This window comes from Tessaracoccus rhinocerotis (assembly GCF_007197885.1).
GTDB classification, from domain to species: Bacteria; Actinomycetota; Actinomycetes; order Propionibacteriales; family Propionibacteriaceae; genus Arachnia; species Arachnia rhinocerotis.
The window spans coordinates 264,324-278,907 of the sequence record NZ_VKKG01000006.1 but is presented as its reverse complement, the minus strand read 5'-3'; the positions used below and the strand labels follow the sequence as shown (position 1 = coordinate 278,907).

Sequence of the window (14,584 nt, the reverse complement as noted above, 5' to 3'; positions counted from 1 at the left end):
TCGGGGTAAACCCTGACATTTGCAGGGCGGCAGCGCTGCCAGTGCGGCTCAGGCGGCCTTCTGGCCGAGGTAGGCCTCGCGGATCCGGGGGTCGCGGATCAGTTCGTTCGCGCCGCCGGAGAGGGTGACGACGCCGTTGACCAGGACGTAGCCTCGGTGCGCGATGGACAGCGCGAGCTCCGCGTTCTGCTCCACCATGAACACCGACAGCCCGAGCTCGGAGTTGATGCGCTGGATGGTCTCGAGGACCTGGTCCACGATGATCGGGGCCAGACCCATCGTCGGCTCGTCCATGCAGATCAGCTTCGGGCGGCTCATCAGTGCGCGCGCGAACGCCAGCATCTGCTGCTCGCCGCCGGACATCGTGCCGGCCTGCTGGCGGCGCCGCTCAGCCAGCCGCGGGAACAGGTCGTACTGGGCGGCGAGGTCCTTGCGGATCTCGGCCGAGCCGTCGCGTCTGGTGTAGGCACCCACCAGGAGGTTGTCCTCGATGGTCATCTCCGGGAAGACACGGCGCGCCTCCGGCACCGAGGCGATGCCGCGGCTGACGACGTCGGCGGTGGACATGCCGAGCGTGGACTCGCCGTCGAAGGTGATGCTGCCCGAGCTGGGAGCCACCAGGCGAAGGATGGTCTTCATGCTGGTGGACTTGCCGCAGGCGTTGCCGCCGAGCAGGGACACGATCTCGCCCTTGCCGATGGTGTAGCTGACGTCCTGGAGCGCGTGGAACTGGCCGTAGTGGACGTTGACGTCCCGGGCCTCGAGCAGTGGTTGCTTCTTCTCAGATGACATAGTTCGTCCCCAGTGGATCGCCCTCGGTGAGCTGTTCGATGTCGTGGCCGCTCTGCAGCCGGGTGGCGCGATTCTTGCCGAGGTAGGCCTCGATGACGCGCGGGTCGTTCTGCACCTGCGCCGGGGTGCCCTCGGCGATGATGGCGCCCGAGTCCATCACCACCACGCGGTCGGAGACCGTCATGACGAGGTCCAGCTTGTGCTCCACCAGGAGCATGGTCTGGCCCTGCTCCTTGAGCTCGAGCAGCTGGTTCATGACCTCCGCGGTCTCCGACGTGTTCATGCCTGCGGTGGGCTCGTCGAGCAGCAGCAGCCGCGGCGACGACGCCAGCGCGCGGGCGATCTCGGTGCGCCGCCGGTTGGCGTAGGAGAGGGTGGCGGCGTTGTGCTGCCGGCGCGGGGTGAGCCTGTCGGAGAACCGGGCCAGCTGCCCCGTGACGCGCTCCTGCATGCGCTCGCGCTCCTGCCGCTTGCCGCGGGAGGGGATGAGTGCCCAGAGGATCTCCGCGGTGAGCGAGAGCCAGCGCAGCACCGGGATGCCGCGCAGCGCGCGCAGCGGGTAGACCTTCTCCGCGAGTGGGGTCTGGCCGAGGATGACGTTCTCCTCGACGGTGGCGTTGCCGAAGACCCGCCCGTTCTGGAAGGTGCGACGCGCCCCCGCGAGGGCGACCTTGTCCGGGGGGTGGCCCGTGATGTCGACGCCGTCGAGCAGCACCCTGCCGGAGTCCGGCCGCAGCTCGCCGGAGATGAGGTTGATGGTGGTGGACTTGCCGGAGCCGTTGGGCCCGATGACGCTGACCACCTCCCCCTCGTTGATCTCGAAGCTGGAGTCGTCGACCGCCACCAGCGAGCCGAAGCTGCGGGTCAGCCCGTCGACAGTCAGTACGGCGCTCATGCGTCGCTCCCTTCCAGCTCGGAGTCCTTGTTGCGGCCGAACCGCTGCTTGAGGCGGTCGAACCAGTCGAAGTGGGTCCACAGGCCCTGCGGGCGGAACCGGATCAGCAGGAGCAGGATCAGGCCGTAGGCCAGCAGGCGGGCCGAGGCGGAGAATCGGAACAGCTCCAGGCCGCCCACCATCACGGCGGAGCCGAGGATGGCGCCGATCGGGCTGAGCATGCCGCCCAGCACCGCGACGATGACGATCTGGAAGCTCATCATCGGCGGGAAGGTCTTCGGGTCGATGAAGCCGTAGTCGGCGGCCCACAGCGCTCCGGCGATGCCGGCGATGAAGCCGGAGACGCCGAACGCGAGGGACTTGTACTGCGGGGTGGCGATGCCGGCGGCGCGGGCGGCCACCTCGTCGTCGCGGATGGCGCGCCAGTACATGCCGACGTGAGACTTGCTCCACAGGAACACCAGGCCGCACAGGATGAGCAGCACGACGAACACCAGGCCGTAGCGGGCGGAGTTGCTGGAAAGCACGATCCCGAAGACCTCGGCCTGCGGGATCAGCGCGATGCCTGCGCCGCCGCCGGTGACGGAGTTCCAGTTGGCGGCGACGGCGGTGATCGCGGCACCGGTGGCCAGCGTCGCGATCGCAGGGTAGTGGCCGCTGAGGCGCCAGCTGGGCGCGGCGACGACGGTCATGATCACTGCACCGATCAGACCCGCGATCAGCACCGCCGGCAGGAACGGCAGACCCGCGTTCTTGGTGAGCAGCGCCAGCGCGTAGGCGCCGAGCGCCACGGTGCCGGCCTGACCGAGCGAGAGCTGGCCCGCCTGGCCGCCGAGGATGGTCATGGAGAGCGCGGCGAGCGCGAACAGGATGATCTGGATGCCCACCTGCACGGTGTACCCGTCCAGCAGCCCCGGGACCATCGGCACGGCGCCGATCAGCACGAGCAGCAGCACTCCCCACCACGGGACGCGGATCTTGCGGGCAGCGGCGAAGAACGTACCGGTGAGGGGTTCCTTCTTGATTGCCTTGGCACCCAGGAGGCCCTGCGGGCGGATCCACAGCACCAGCAGCAGCACGCCGAAGGTGATGATCTGGCGGGCGGCGTCGCCCCACAGCGAGACGCCGAAGGCCTCGATGACACCGAGGATGAGGCCGCCGACGACGGCGCCCAGCAGCGAGCCGAGGCCACCGAGGGTCGCGGCGGCGATGCCGGCAAGGCCGATGGTGAAGCCCTGGGTGGGCGAGATGGTGGTGAAGTAGGCGGCCACGAGCACGCCCGCGAGCCCGCCGAGCGAGGAGGCCAGCATGAACGCCAGCGCCTGCACCCGGTTCACGGGCACGCCCATCTGGGCGGCTGCCTCGCGGTCCTGCGACGTGGCGCGCACGGCCCGGCCGAAACGGGTGAAGCGCAGCAGCGCGGCGAGGCCGACCATGAGCACCACCGAGGTGCAGAGGATGACGATGTCGATCGGGTTGATGGTGAGGCCGAACAGCTGGAACGAGACGTCGGGCAGGCCGGTGCGCATGGGGCGCAGCTCGGGGCCGAAGATGAGCTCGTTGGACGCGTCGAGGATGATCATCATGGCGATCGTCGACAACACCGCCGCGATCGGGGCCTTGCCCGCGAACGGCTTGACTGCGAGTTCGTTGATCACCCACCCGAGCAGGGCGGTGACCGCCATCGCCACGATGACCGCCACCCACAGCGGCAGGCCGAGGCTGGTGGTCATCAACCAGCCCACCATGGCACCCACCGCGAACAGCGAGCCCTGGGCGAAGTTGATGACGTTTGCGACGCCGATGACCAACGACAGGCCCAGCGCGATCAGCGCGTAGGCGTTGCCGTTGATGAGTCCGGCCAGAACTGTGTCCACGATTCTCTTTCCTGCTGCTCGGGCGTCGGCCCGTCAGTGGCGTTCGCCACCCTTGCGTCGGCTTGCCACCCCGGGGTCACGAGGCTCCCGACACATCCGGAGCGTCTTGTACCAAGGGTGGCGAACCAGATTCCCGGCCGGGCGTTCCCACGAGCGGCCGATGCCCGGCCGGGCGCTTCCACGCTCGGCCGGGCCGGGATGATCACTCGACGAGCGGGTCGACCTCGACGAACTCGCCGTCCTTGACCTGGATCCAGCGGAAGGTCGGGTTGTCGATGCGACGCTCCTCGTTGAAGCCGTAGGTGCCGTAGACGATCGAGGGCAGTTCGGAGCTGGTGGCGAGGGAGTCGCGCAGTCCCTGGCGGGTGCCGTCGGACTCCTCGTAGGCCTTCGCCAGGGCCTTCACGCCGTCGTAGGCGTAGGTGTTGAACAGGTTCGGCTGGAACCCGTACTTCTCCGTGAACGCCTCGACGTAGGCCTTCACCTCGGGATCCTCCGAGGCCGGGAAGAACGTGGTGGCCATGTAGACCCCGTCGGCCGCGTCACCGGCGAGCTCGAGGAACTCGAGCGAGTAGTTGGAGCCTACGGCCCCGAACTCGGCCTCGAGACCGACGTCGCCCGCCTGCTGCACCAGCAGCGAGGTGGTCTTGTAGTAGGTGAGCATGTAGACGACGTCGGCGCCGGCGTTCTTCGCGTTCAGCAGCAGCGGCTTGAAGTCGGTCGAGGCCTCCTCGACGGCGGAGGAGTAGACGATCTCCAGGCCGTTCTCGGCGGCGCGGTCCTCGAACACGTCCCAGGTGGTGATGCCCCAGTCGGTGTTGAGGTAGAACACGGCGGCCTTGTCGCCGAGCGCCTTCGCGCCGTCGGCCTGCAGCTGGCCCTCGACGGCCTGCGTCACCGGAGAGGCGAAGATGTAGTCGCCGGTGTCAGTGAACTCGGGGTGCGAGTTGGTGATGCCCAGCTGGACGAGCTCACCGCGCTGGAACACGGGGCTGGCGACCATGGAGGTGGCGGACGAGAAGTCGCCCATCGCGGCGTAGATGTTGTCGTCGGAGACGAACTTCTGGGCGATGTTGCTGGCCTGCGCGGGCTGGCCCTGGGAGTCCTGGAAGTCAATCTTGTACTCGACGTCGCCCTCGGCGTTCAGCTCCTCGAGCGCCAGGTCGAAGCCCTTCTGCCAGTCCTCGCCGTACTGTGCCTGGTCACCGGTCTTGGGGCCCACGACGCCGAACGTCACGCTGGTGGCCTTGTCCTCACCACCACCGCCTTCGGCGGGGCCGGCGTCCTGCCCACAGGCGGCCATGGCCAGCATGGCAACGGCGGAGGCGGTGGCAGCCAGGGTTTTCCTGATGGATGGACGCATTGTTCCTACTCCTTGCGATGACTCAGGACGCAGGCGTGCGTCCGAACCCGGCAACCACCGCCGCGCGCCGGTTATTCCCGATCATGTGAACGGGAATGAAATCGAGACGATCCCGGTTGTTGCGGGGTGGGGCATGAACAGAAGGGTGGAGTGGTGGCGGATTCGGCACTGACCGTTGTGATCGTCGGGTTGGGGCCGCGAGGCGTCTCCCTGCTCGAGCGCATCGGCGCCCGCGGCAACCGCGAACTGACCCTCCACCTCGTCGACGACGCTCAGCCCGGGGCGGGCCGGCTCTGGCGCACCGACCAGGACCGCGACATGTGCATGAACACCCTCGCCGGCGCCGTGACCATGTTCACCGACGACTCCTTCAGCGGCGCGGGCCCCGTCGTCGAGGGCCCCACCCTGTGGGAGTGGTGCCGCCTGGCCCACGAGACCATCACCGGCGAGCCCGCCGACGCGCCGCCGATCCCCGACTCCCACCGCCGCGCGTTCCTGGAGGGGGCCGACGTCGAGCTGGTCGCCGCCGACGAGGCGTTCCGCGCGGAGGTCGCCGCCGCCGGCCCCGGCTCGCACCCCAGCCGTGCCCTGTTCGGGCTCTACCAGGACTGGGTGCTGCGCACCGCACTGGCGAAGCTGGGCCCCGACGTGCAGGTGGTCTGGCACCGCACCCGCGCCACCCGGGTCACCACCGACGATGCAGGGCGCCCCGTCGTGGAGCTGGCCGACGGCGAGGTGCTGCGGGCCGACGCCGTGGCCCTGGCCCTGGGGTGGCTCGAGAGCGAGCCCAACCACGCGGACAAGGCGCTCGCGGCCGCCGTGGAGTCCTCCGGCGTGGACGTGACGTGGGTGCCGCCGGACAGCCCCATCGAGCAGGACCTCTCCGGGATCCGTGCCGGCGAGCCGGTGATCGTGCGCGGATTCGGGATGGGCTTCTTCGACTCGATGTCCATGCTCACCATCGGCCGCGGCGGCCGGTTCGAGCCCGACGGCGAGCGCCTGCGCTACGTGCCGAGCGGGCAGGAGCCGATCCTGCACGTCGGCTCCCGCAAGGGGCTGCCGTTCCGCGCCAAGTCGGTCTACGAGGGTCTGCCGCCGGCGGTGAAGCTGGCCCGCGTCTGCGCAGTCGACTGGCGGGCCCGCCGGCCCCTGCGGTTCACCGAGGACTTCCTCCCCCTGCTCGCCCGCGACGCCACCCAGGCCTACTACGAGACCGCGGCCCGGTTCCACGACATCGACCTGGACGCGATCATCGAACTCATCGACGCCAACGAGCCGTGGGAGCTGGCCCCGGCCATCGTGCACCTCCTCCCCGACGAGCTACCACCCTTCGACTTCCACGCCCTCCTCCACGAGCACGTCCACCCGCAGGGCCGGGACTCCTACGAGGAGTTCATCGTCGACCGGGTGGCCTCGGACCTCGCCGAGGCCCGCCTCGGGCTCGACTCACCGTTCAAGGCCGGGCTGTGGGAGGCCAACGCCGCGCGCAGGTTCCTCACCGAGCTGGCCGCCTTCGACGGCATCGACGCCGAGGGCTACGAGGGTGACCTGCGCGAGTTCCTCTCCTTCGGCGGCACCATCGGCTCCGGGCCGCCGGCCTTCCGGGCGGCGCAGCTGCTGGCCCTGGTGGACGCAGGACTGGTGCGCTTCGTGGGACCGAGGATCACGGTCGAGGTGGGCGAGACCGGATTCGTGGCACACTCCCCGCTGATCGAGGGGTCCCGGGTGGAGGCGCCGGCGCTGCTGGACGCGTGGGTTCGGCTGCACGACGGCCGGTTCACGCAGGACCCGATCATCTCCGGTCTGCTGGAGCAGGGCCTGGCGCAGCCGTTCGGAAGGTTGACCGCCCACGGCGACCGCTCCCTCGGCCCGGCCTTCGCCATCGACGAGGTCACCAGCGAACTCATCGGACCGGCCGGGCGGCACCGCATCCACCTGCTCGGGATCCCCTCCGACGCCGCCCGCGGGGACACCATCATCGCGCCGATGCCCGGCACCGACCCCACCATGCTGCGCGAGATCGACGCGGCGGTGGAGGCCATCCTGGCGTGAAGGTCGGCCCCGCCACGCGGGGCGATCGGAGACCCTGCTGATACTGCGACCCGGAACAAAAAATGAAACGACTCATTCGCGGCCCCACGGAGTTCCCGGTTCAGTTCTCAGCGGGTTGCCCGGGAGAGGCGTCAGTGTGGCCCCGTAGGTTGTCGCCATGATCACCACGCTCGCCGTGCACGGCTACCGCTCGCTGCGCGACCTCGCCGTCCCGATGGCACCCGTCACGCTGGTCACGGGCGCCAACGGTTCGGGCAAGTCCAGCCTCTACCGCGCGATGCGGCTGCTGGCGGGAACCGCCACCTCGGGGGTCGTCGGCTCCCTGGCCGCCGAAGGCGGCCTGGACCGGGTGCTGTGGGCAGGTCCCGAACGGATCTCCGGAGCCATGCGCCGCGGGGAGGTGGCAGTGCAGGGCTCCTCGTCGCGCAGCAAGCCGGTCAGCCTGATGCTGGGGTTCGCCACCCCGGAACTCGCCTACCTGATCGACATCGGGCTGCCAATCCCCAGCCCCACCGCCTTCGTCCGCGACCCCCAGATCAAGCGCGAGGAGATCTTCGCCGCGCCCGTCCTGCGTCCGGCCTCCCGGCTGGTGCAGCGCAAGAACTCGACGGTGACCGTCTTCGACGACGAGTCGCGCACCGTGGGCTCAAAGCTCTCGGCCCGGGTCAGCATCCTCTCGGAACTGTCCGATCCCGACGGCTACCCGGACATCGGCTGGATGCGGCAGGTGGTCTCGGGCTGGCGCTTCTACGACAGCTTCCGCACCGACTCCGCCGCCCCCGCCCGCTCCTCCTGCGTCGGCACCTGGACCCCGGTACTCGCCGACGACGGCCACGACCTCGCCGCCGCGGTACAAACCGTCCTCGAGTCGGCCTGGGCCGGGCCGTTCGCACGGGCCTTCGAGGAGGCGTTCCCCGGCAGCGAGGTCCTCATCGACGCGGAGGGCACCGACGGGCGGTTCCACCTGCAGGTGCGCCAACCCGGAATGCTGCGCCCGCTGGGCGCCGACGAGTTGAGCGACGGCACGCTGCGGTTCCTGCTGCTGGCCACCGCGCTGCTCAGCCCGCAACCGCCGAGCCTGTTGGTGCTCAACGAGCCCGAGACCAGCCTGCACCCGCACGTGCTACCGGTGCTGGCACGGCTGATGACGGACGTCGCCACACGCACCCAGGTGATGGTGGTCTCACACTCCGACGCACTGATCCAGCCGCTGCTCGCGCTCGGCGCGGAGGACGCCGTCACCCACCACCACCTGGTGAAGGAAGTCGGCGAGACCCGACTGGAGGGCCAGGGCCTCCTCAGCACCGTCCCGTGGGAGTGGGGCAGCCGCTAGCCACCCGGGCCGGGCGCGGCGGGTGCCCCGACGCTCACTCGCTCAGACCCTCCGCCGTCCCGTCGTCGGGGACCAGCCGCAGCTGCGGCCGCGGGCTGGGCGCCCCCTTGGCAAGAGCGTCGTCGCCGCCCCACGACCGGGCGAGGTCCACCAGCTCGTCGACGTGCTGGTTGACCAGCCGCCGGTCCCCCACCCCCACGGAGTACGACGGCAGCTCGGCGTCGGCACCCTCCCCCGCGAGGTTCGGGTACGGAACCGGCTGCGGGCTCCGGTAGGAGTCGAGGAACTCCGCCATCCAGCCACTCAGGCCGGCGGTGGAGGTGCGCATCCGGATCCACTGGTGGTAGGTCCAGGCATCACCTGTGGGACCGAACGCCGCGACCAGCTTGCCCGCCGCCTGGCGGCCACGTTCGGCCAGGGCGGAGACCACCTCGTGCGGCATGTCCAGGTTCATCCCGCCCTCGGAGGCGGTGTGGTGCACGGTCACGATCCGGTCGCGGTAGCCGGGCATCGTCATCTGCCCGGCGTCCACCCACTCCCGGGCGGTGTGCAGCATGATCCCGGCGAAACCTCCCCAGGCGCCGAGGCCGTCGGTCGGCAGCGGGAACCAGCCACGGGTGGCGCCGCCCTGGTTGACGGTCGGCAGGTAGCTGTTGGCGCGCTCGTCGGGCCGCTTGGAGCGCCCGGGCGGGAACGGTCCGAGGTTGAGCGCGAACGTCGGGTGCTTGGGCAGCGGCGAGTCGAAGAAGTGGACCGGCAGGTTGGCGCACAGGCCGCCGTCGGTGAACCAGACGGGCGAGAACTCCGGCGGCTGCAGCTCGGCCAGCGCCTGCTCGACGGTGCCGTCGCGGTGCTCCCTGCGCCACGCGGAGACGGCCTCGCGGGCAACGCGGTTGCCGGGCTGGCCGTAGTCGACGGCGGCCAGCCTGACCGCCTGGATCAACACCGGAAAGCTCAGGGACATCCGGGTTGCGACGACAACGGGCAGGTCGCGCGCGTCCGGCCACGGCCGCAGGTTCCCGGCCTGGGCGCGCAGCAGCTGCGACGAGAACCCTCCCGCCGCGGGTGGGTGCGCCACCATCCAGTCCACGACGTCGTCGGGGAACAGGGTGCGCAGGTACTGGGGGTCGAAGAAGTACTCGTGGCTGCGCCACGGCATGGCCATCGGCTGGTGGCGGGTGAGGTTCGTGGTCATCATGCGCAGCTTGACGCCAGCGTCGTCGAGCTGTCCGAAGGTCACCGGGGGCGCATCCGGAGCGCGCCGTGCCAGCGACTGGACCTTCGCGTGCAGCCACGGCGTCAGGGCCGGGGCGGCCCCGGAATCGACGCCCGGCATGCCCGTGCACATCCCGAACCCGTCGGAGGCGACGCGCCCCAGGGTCCTGCCAGCGGCCAGCGCGACCCCGACAACGACACCCACCAGGAGCAGCAGGACGCCGCCGATGATCCCGGCCACCCGACCGGTCCCCGTTCCGAGGGCTCCCAGCACCACCAGCGCCAGCCCCGGCAGCGCGCCCAGCAGTGCAGCCCACCAGTAGCCGCGCAGCAGGCCGCCGACGACGGCAGCCCCCTTCGCGGCACCCTCCTTGTCGCCGACGGCGCCGAGCAGCCGGAACAGGGGCGCAGCGGTCCGGGTGGGCTGGAACAGGGTGGACAGCGTCGAGCGGCCGTCCGGGCCGGGCGCGGTGAGGTCGCGGGGCAGGGTGTCGAGTTCCTCGAAGCCGCCCTCTGCCCGACCCAGTTCCGCCGCGGCCGCGGCGGCCGCGGCGATGGCCCCGGCCGACGCCCCACCGACCGACCGCAGCCGGTAGGTGCGCGCCAGTTCCGCGACCGCCCTCGGGTAGATGACGCCACTGGTGATGCCGCCCTTCATGACGATGTCGCACTCCAGGGGCGGCGCCGCGTAGTGGTCGATGCGGGTCATGGTTCCTCCTTGGGACCGAAGAGCCTGTCGTGGTAGGCGGCCACGACCTGTTTGGCCATGGCGCTGTAGGGGGCGTGGTCCTCGACGAAGCGGGCCACCTCCCGCACGCGCCGGGCGAACTGCTCGACGAAGCGCGCGTCGTCCGGGTGTGCGACGGCGTTGTCGCGGGCCTCGACGACGCCCTCGAGGTGGGCGACGAGGTCGACCAGCCGTTCCCGGCGGGCCTTGACCAGGCCGCGGCGCTGCAGGGCGCACACCCTGATGGTGGCGTCCCCCTTCGCGCTCACGCGGCCCGAGCTGCTGCGGCGGGGCTCGACCCAGCCGTCGCTGACCGAGTCGGTGCCCCACACGAACGTGAGGTGTTTCTCGGGGAAGTCCCAGTAGGGATGCAGCAGCAGCCGGTCCTCGTCCTGCTCCTCCCCGGGCGCGTGCGCCCGGGTGTCCTCGGAGGCCAGCGGGAACGCGTTCGCCTTCCCCGCGGTGCGGTGCTCCCCCGGCAGGTCCTGGCCACGCGGGCTGTTGCAGTCGGTGCACGACGGCAGCAGGTTGGTCCAGTCGCTGGCCAGCCAGTAGTAGCCGGGCGGCTTGGGCTTCGTGCTGCCCTCGACCACCACCGCGCCCTTGGGGCGGTAGTGCTCGATGGCCACCGGCTGCGTCGCCCCGTAGTAGGTCTCGCAGTAGGCGCACTTGCCGCCGAAGGCCACCTCCAGCGCGGGCCGCACGTCGGCGGCCTTGTAGGCGTCGAACGCGAACTTCGCGGCGCCGTCCCAGTCCTCGTAGAACGCGAGGGCGTCGGCGCGCTCCTGCCTGGCCCGCTCCGAGTCCAGCCCGGGCGGGGCGGCGGGGAGCGGCACCTTCCTCATTTCTTCACCCCGGGCAGGTTCTCCGCCCACAGCTGCGAGAGCTCCGCGGTGACGGCTGCCGGGCCCGGCGTCACCGCGTCGCCGGCCTCGCGGCGGCGCGCGATGTAGCGGTCCGCGGCCGCCAGCAGCAGCCGTTCGCGCTCGGTGGTCCCCAGCTGCTCGAGTTCGTCGAGGCGCGCGCGCACGGCGTCGAGCCGGTCCAGCTGCTCGTCGTCCGGGCGCCGCAGGCCCTGCAGCGAGTAGTACGTCTCCCACAGCTCGGTGATCTCCGGGTCGTCGGTGCTGCCCAGGCCGAAGTGCTCGGAGGTGAGCAGTTGGTCGATCCGCATGCCGGCCACGGGTGGCAGGTCGACGATGGTGACGACGTCGCCCTCGCTGTTGCGGCGCACGACGACCACCTCGCCGTCGAGGACGCCGCGCAGGCACAGCGGGTCGTGGGTGGAGATGATGAACTGCACGCGCGGCAGGAGCTGCCGCACGGCCGTGACGATCCGCATCCGCCAGCGGGGGTGCAGGTGGGCGCCCACCTCGTCGATCAGGACGATGCCCTCGGCCAGCGACGCCTGCGGCCACATGGTCAGCACGCTGCGCAGGATGTCGCAGGACATCACCACCATGGCCTGGTAGCCGTCGCTGAGGGTGGTCAGGTCCGACTCGGCCCGCCCCTGGCGCAGGCGGACGTGCTCGCGGGTGCGCACGAGCTCGGAGTCGCCGTCGAGGGCGAGGAGGTCGTGGATGCCAGCCGCGACGTCGGCGAAGGTGTCGTCTTCCAGGGAGAGGAGCCAGGAGGTGGGGTCGGTGAGGGGCAGGAGCGGGTCGAAGAGGTTGTCGACACGCACGGCCCGCGAGTCGGCACCGGCGTCGGCGTGCCGCGGCAACAGCCGCGTGGCGCCGTAGCCGAGCAGCAGCACCGGCACCGGCTCGGGGCCGGTGAACTCGACGTCGCCGTGCTCCCAGCGCAGCTCGAGCGGTTCCCGGCGGCCAGTGAGGAACACCTGCACCAGGCCCTTGCGCGCGCGGTGGCGCAGGTAGCTGCGGGCGTCGATGCCCAGCGCGCGGCGCTGCTCACCGCCCATCAGGGTCAACGCGACGGCCTGCAGGATGGAGCTCTTGCCGCTGCCGTTCTCGCCCAGGAGGACCGTCCAGGGGCCCTGCTCGCTGGTGGAGCGCGCCAGGTCCACCTCGAGCTCCCGGATGGGGCGGAAGTTCCGGATGACCACCCGCTCGATCCACTGTGTGGCCTGGAAGTACTGCTGCTTCTCGCCGTCGGCCAGCCGCACGCTGAGGTCGTAGCCGGTCTCGCCCGACGGCAGGGCGGGCCCGGCCGGAAGGGACTGCGGCGGTGGGGCGGCCCCCTGCATCTCCTCGCGGTCCACCCGTTCGCCCGTGGGGAGACCGCCGGCCTGGCGCCGCATCGTGGGGAACCCGAGCACCTGGCCCGGCTCCTCGGCCAGGCGACGCCGGGCGCCGACGAGGGCGTCCCGGTTCAACGCCAGCACCTCGATGGTCGCGTTGCCCCGCCGGGTGAGCGCCACCACCTGGCCATCGGCCCCGTACCGGAGGTGGGCGTCCGCGTCGTCGACCGCGGGATCCAGCAGCAGGGCACGCTCGGCCGACAGGCCGGAGTCGGGCCTCGCGCGGGGGCCGTCGACCGGGAAGCGGGTCCCCTTGGCCCGGACGCAGTCGGCACAGGCCGGGTAGATGTTGTCCCACACCAGCGCGAGCCAGCGGTAGGCATCCAAGGTGACTGTGCCGTCCGTGTCGACGGCGCCCCAGGTGGGGCGGTGGTGGGTGGCGATGACGCCGTCAGGGCCGGACCCGGTCAGCGGGCGCTCGCAGTAGGCGCAAGTCCAGGCGGTGGCCTCCAGCAGCGCACCCACGACGTCGGGGTGCTGGAGGGCGAGGTCGGGCGCGGGTGCCTGTTGCTTCGTGCGTGGACCCACGGGCGCCGCGCCGCGGGAGCGCGCCGAGGCCAGCACACGCGGTTCCGTAGGCCGTCGAAACCCCATCACACACCCCCCAGCGCTGATGACCCGCACGACGATTGTCCCCCGCAGGCGGGACGAATGCTGCTACTTCTCCTGAAGAGGCGGCCGGGGGGCCGCTGATACCGACTACTGCTTGCTGAAGCTGTGGCCGCCCTCCTTGACCGGGATCATGACGAGCAGGCCGGCCAGCAGGACGACGACGACACCGAGGATGCCGAAGTACTGCGTCTCCTGGCTGCCGGTGATCTCGGCGCCGATGACGATGAACAGGCCGAAGAAAGTCGAGGACAGGAACGAGACGGCACGCCCGGTGGTGGCGTAGAGGCCGAAGATCTCACCGGACTTGCCCTCCGGGATCGCGCGGGCGAGGAACGACCGGCTGGCGGACTGGGCAGGGCCGACGAAGATGCACATGGCAAGGCCCAGGACCCAGAACACGGTCTTGCCCTGGTCGTGCAGGAAGAACACGCCGAGGCCCAGCACGACGAGGAAGGACAGCGAGATCAGGATGACCCTCTTGGGGCCGAGCTTGTCGTCGAGCAGGCCGAAGGCCATCGTCGAGACGCCGGCCACGAGGTTGGCGGCGACGCCGAAGATGATCACCTCGGAGAACTCGAACCCGAAGGTGCCGGCGGCCAGGACCGCGCCGAAGGTGAAGACGCCACCGAGCCCGTCGCGGAACAGCGCGGAGGCGAGCAGGAAGTACACGGTGTGGGGGTTGTCGCGGTAGACGCGCTGCAGCGAGCGCCACAGGTCGCGGTAGCACTCGGGCAGGGACCGGCGCGGCGGCGGGTTCTCGACCTTCTCGTCGCGGAGCGCGACGAAGATCGGGATGGTGAACACCAGCGTCCACAGGCCGCACACGATCATGGAGAAGCGCACGTCGTCGGCGCCGAACTCCGAGCCGCGCAGGGCGATGATCAGCAGCAGGATCGCGATGCCGCCGATGTAGCCGAGACCCCAGCCGAGCCCGGAGATGCGGCCCACGGTCCCGGGGGTGGAGACCTTGTCGATGGCCGCGTAGTAGTTGACGTTTGCGATCTCGCCCACCAGGTTGCCGGCGGCGAGCAGCACCAGCCCGAGCACGAGGTATGACGGCTCGGGCGCGACGAACCAGAGCGCCGCCGAGATGGCCGCGAGCAGCCACGTCTGCCAGCGCAGGTGGAACATGCGTCTTCCGGAGCGGTCTGCGCCCTGCCCTAGGATCGGGGCGAGCAGGGCGATCAGCAGGCCGGCGGTGCCCGTCGAGATGGACAGGGCGATGGAGGTCTGGTTCTCGGTGCCGAACGCCGAGGAGGTGATGTAGACCGAGAACACGAACGTGGTGATGACCGTGTTGAACGGCTGCGTGCCCCAGTCCCACAGGCCCCAACTGAAGACCTTCCACTTGGGAGCGGGCGTGTCTGGCAGGGCGCCAAGGGTGATGTCGACGACGTCGTCGGCCGTTGCGGGATCGTAGAGGTGCCCCGACGGCGGCTGGTTGCTGTTCACGTGCTC

The 14,584-nt window shown here is 70.7% G+C and carries 10 protein-coding genes; 2 read left to right on the top strand and 8 right to left on the bottom strand.

Features of this window, described 5'->3' with window-relative positions:
- Positions 1 to 48 precede the first annotated feature (48 nt).
- From FOJ82_RS14600 to FOJ82_RS14585, 4 genes are all read right to left on the bottom strand, one after another.
- Positions 49 to 792: an ABC transporter ATP-binding protein gene (locus FOJ82_RS14600; RefSeq protein ID WP_143939216.1), complete on the bottom strand. Its 744-nt coding sequence runs from the start codon at positions 790 to 792 to the stop codon at positions 49 to 51.
- On the bottom strand, positions 782 to 1,687 hold the full coding sequence (locus FOJ82_RS14595) for an ABC transporter ATP-binding protein (protein WP_143939215.1): 906 nt from the start codon (positions 1,685 to 1,687) through the stop codon (positions 782 to 784). The genes FOJ82_RS14600 and FOJ82_RS14595 overlap by 11 nt, the downstream gene beginning before the upstream one ends.
- Positions 1,684 to 3,564: an ABC transporter permease gene (locus FOJ82_RS14590; protein WP_221933182.1), complete on the bottom strand. Its 1,881-nt coding sequence runs from the start codon at positions 3,562 to 3,564 to the stop codon at positions 1,684 to 1,686. Before FOJ82_RS14590 ends, FOJ82_RS14595 begins: the two co-directional genes overlap by 4 nt.
- Before the next feature lie 202 nt (positions 3,565 to 3,766).
- The gene (locus FOJ82_RS14585) at positions 3,767 to 4,927 is read right to left on the bottom strand and encodes an ABC transporter substrate-binding protein (RefSeq protein WP_143939213.1); all 1,161 of its coding nucleotides are present in this window, start codon (positions 4,925 to 4,927) and stop codon (positions 3,767 to 3,769) included.
- A gap of 153 nt (positions 4,928 to 5,080) precedes the next feature.
- On the opposite strand from FOJ82_RS14585, the gene FOJ82_RS14580 reads away from it, so the two are divergent.
- Both FOJ82_RS14580 and FOJ82_RS14575 read left to right on the top strand, forming a co-directional pair.
- Positions 5,081 to 6,979, top strand: coding sequence for an FAD/NAD(P)-binding protein (locus FOJ82_RS14580; protein ID WP_185975821.1), 1,899 nt, complete (start codon positions 5,081 to 5,083; stop codon positions 6,977 to 6,979).
- Between the two features lie 157 nt (positions 6,980 to 7,136).
- Positions 7,137 to 8,312: an AAA family ATPase gene (locus tag FOJ82_RS14575; RefSeq protein ID WP_143939211.1), complete on the top strand. Its 1,176-nt coding sequence runs from the start codon at positions 7,137 to 7,139 to the stop codon at positions 8,310 to 8,312.
- Between the two features lie 34 nt (positions 8,313 to 8,346).
- On the opposite strand, the gene FOJ82_RS14570 is transcribed toward FOJ82_RS14575, so the two are convergent.
- From FOJ82_RS14570 to FOJ82_RS14555, 4 genes are all read right to left on the bottom strand, one after another.
- Entirely contained in the window at positions 8,347 to 10,236 is a 1,890-nt protein-coding gene (locus tag FOJ82_RS14570; RefSeq protein ID WP_143939210.1) for a patatin-like phospholipase family protein, read from the bottom strand.
- Positions 10,233 to 11,099 carry an HNH endonuclease family protein gene (locus FOJ82_RS14565; RefSeq protein ID WP_143939209.1) on the bottom strand — a complete coding sequence of 289 codons (867 nt, stop codon included), beginning with the start codon at positions 11,097 to 11,099 and terminating at the stop codon, positions 10,233 to 10,235. The genes FOJ82_RS14570 and FOJ82_RS14565 overlap by 4 nt, the downstream gene beginning before the upstream one ends.
- On the bottom strand, positions 11,096 to 13,042 hold the full coding sequence (locus FOJ82_RS14560) for an AAA family ATPase (RefSeq protein ID WP_185975820.1): 1,947 nt from the start codon (positions 13,040 to 13,042) through the stop codon (positions 11,096 to 11,098). The genes FOJ82_RS14565 and FOJ82_RS14560 overlap by 4 nt, the downstream gene beginning before the upstream one ends.
- 171 nt (positions 13,043 to 13,213) lie before the next feature.
- A complete protein-coding gene (locus FOJ82_RS14555) occupies positions 13,214 to 14,578 on the bottom strand; it encodes an MFS transporter (RefSeq protein ID WP_342780596.1) in 1,365 nt (454 codons plus the stop codon).
- Between the last annotated feature and the right edge of the window lie 6 nt (positions 14,579 to 14,584).

Coding starts and splice junctions, on each gene's coding strand:
- FOJ82_RS14600 (WP_143939216.1), bottom strand. CDS start 792: ATGTCATCTGAGAAGAAGCAACCACTGCTCGAGGCCCGGGACGTCAAC.
- FOJ82_RS14595 (WP_143939215.1), bottom strand. CDS start 1,687: ATGAGCGCCGTACTGACTGTCGACGGGCTGACCCGCAGCTTCGGCTCG.
- FOJ82_RS14585 (WP_143939213.1), bottom strand. CDS start 4,927: ATGCGTCCATCCATCAGGAAAACCCTGGCTGCCACCGCCTCCGCCGTT.
- FOJ82_RS14575 (WP_143939211.1), top strand. CDS start 7,137: ATGATCACCACGCTCGCCGTGCACGGCTACCGCTCGCTGCGCGACCTC.
- FOJ82_RS14570 (WP_143939210.1), bottom strand. CDS start 10,236: ATGACCCGCATCGACCACTACGCGGCGCCGCCCCTGGAGTGCGACATC.
- FOJ82_RS14565 (WP_143939209.1), bottom strand. CDS start 11,099: ATGAGGAAGGTGCCGCTCCCCGCCGCCCCGCCCGGGCTGGACTCGGAG.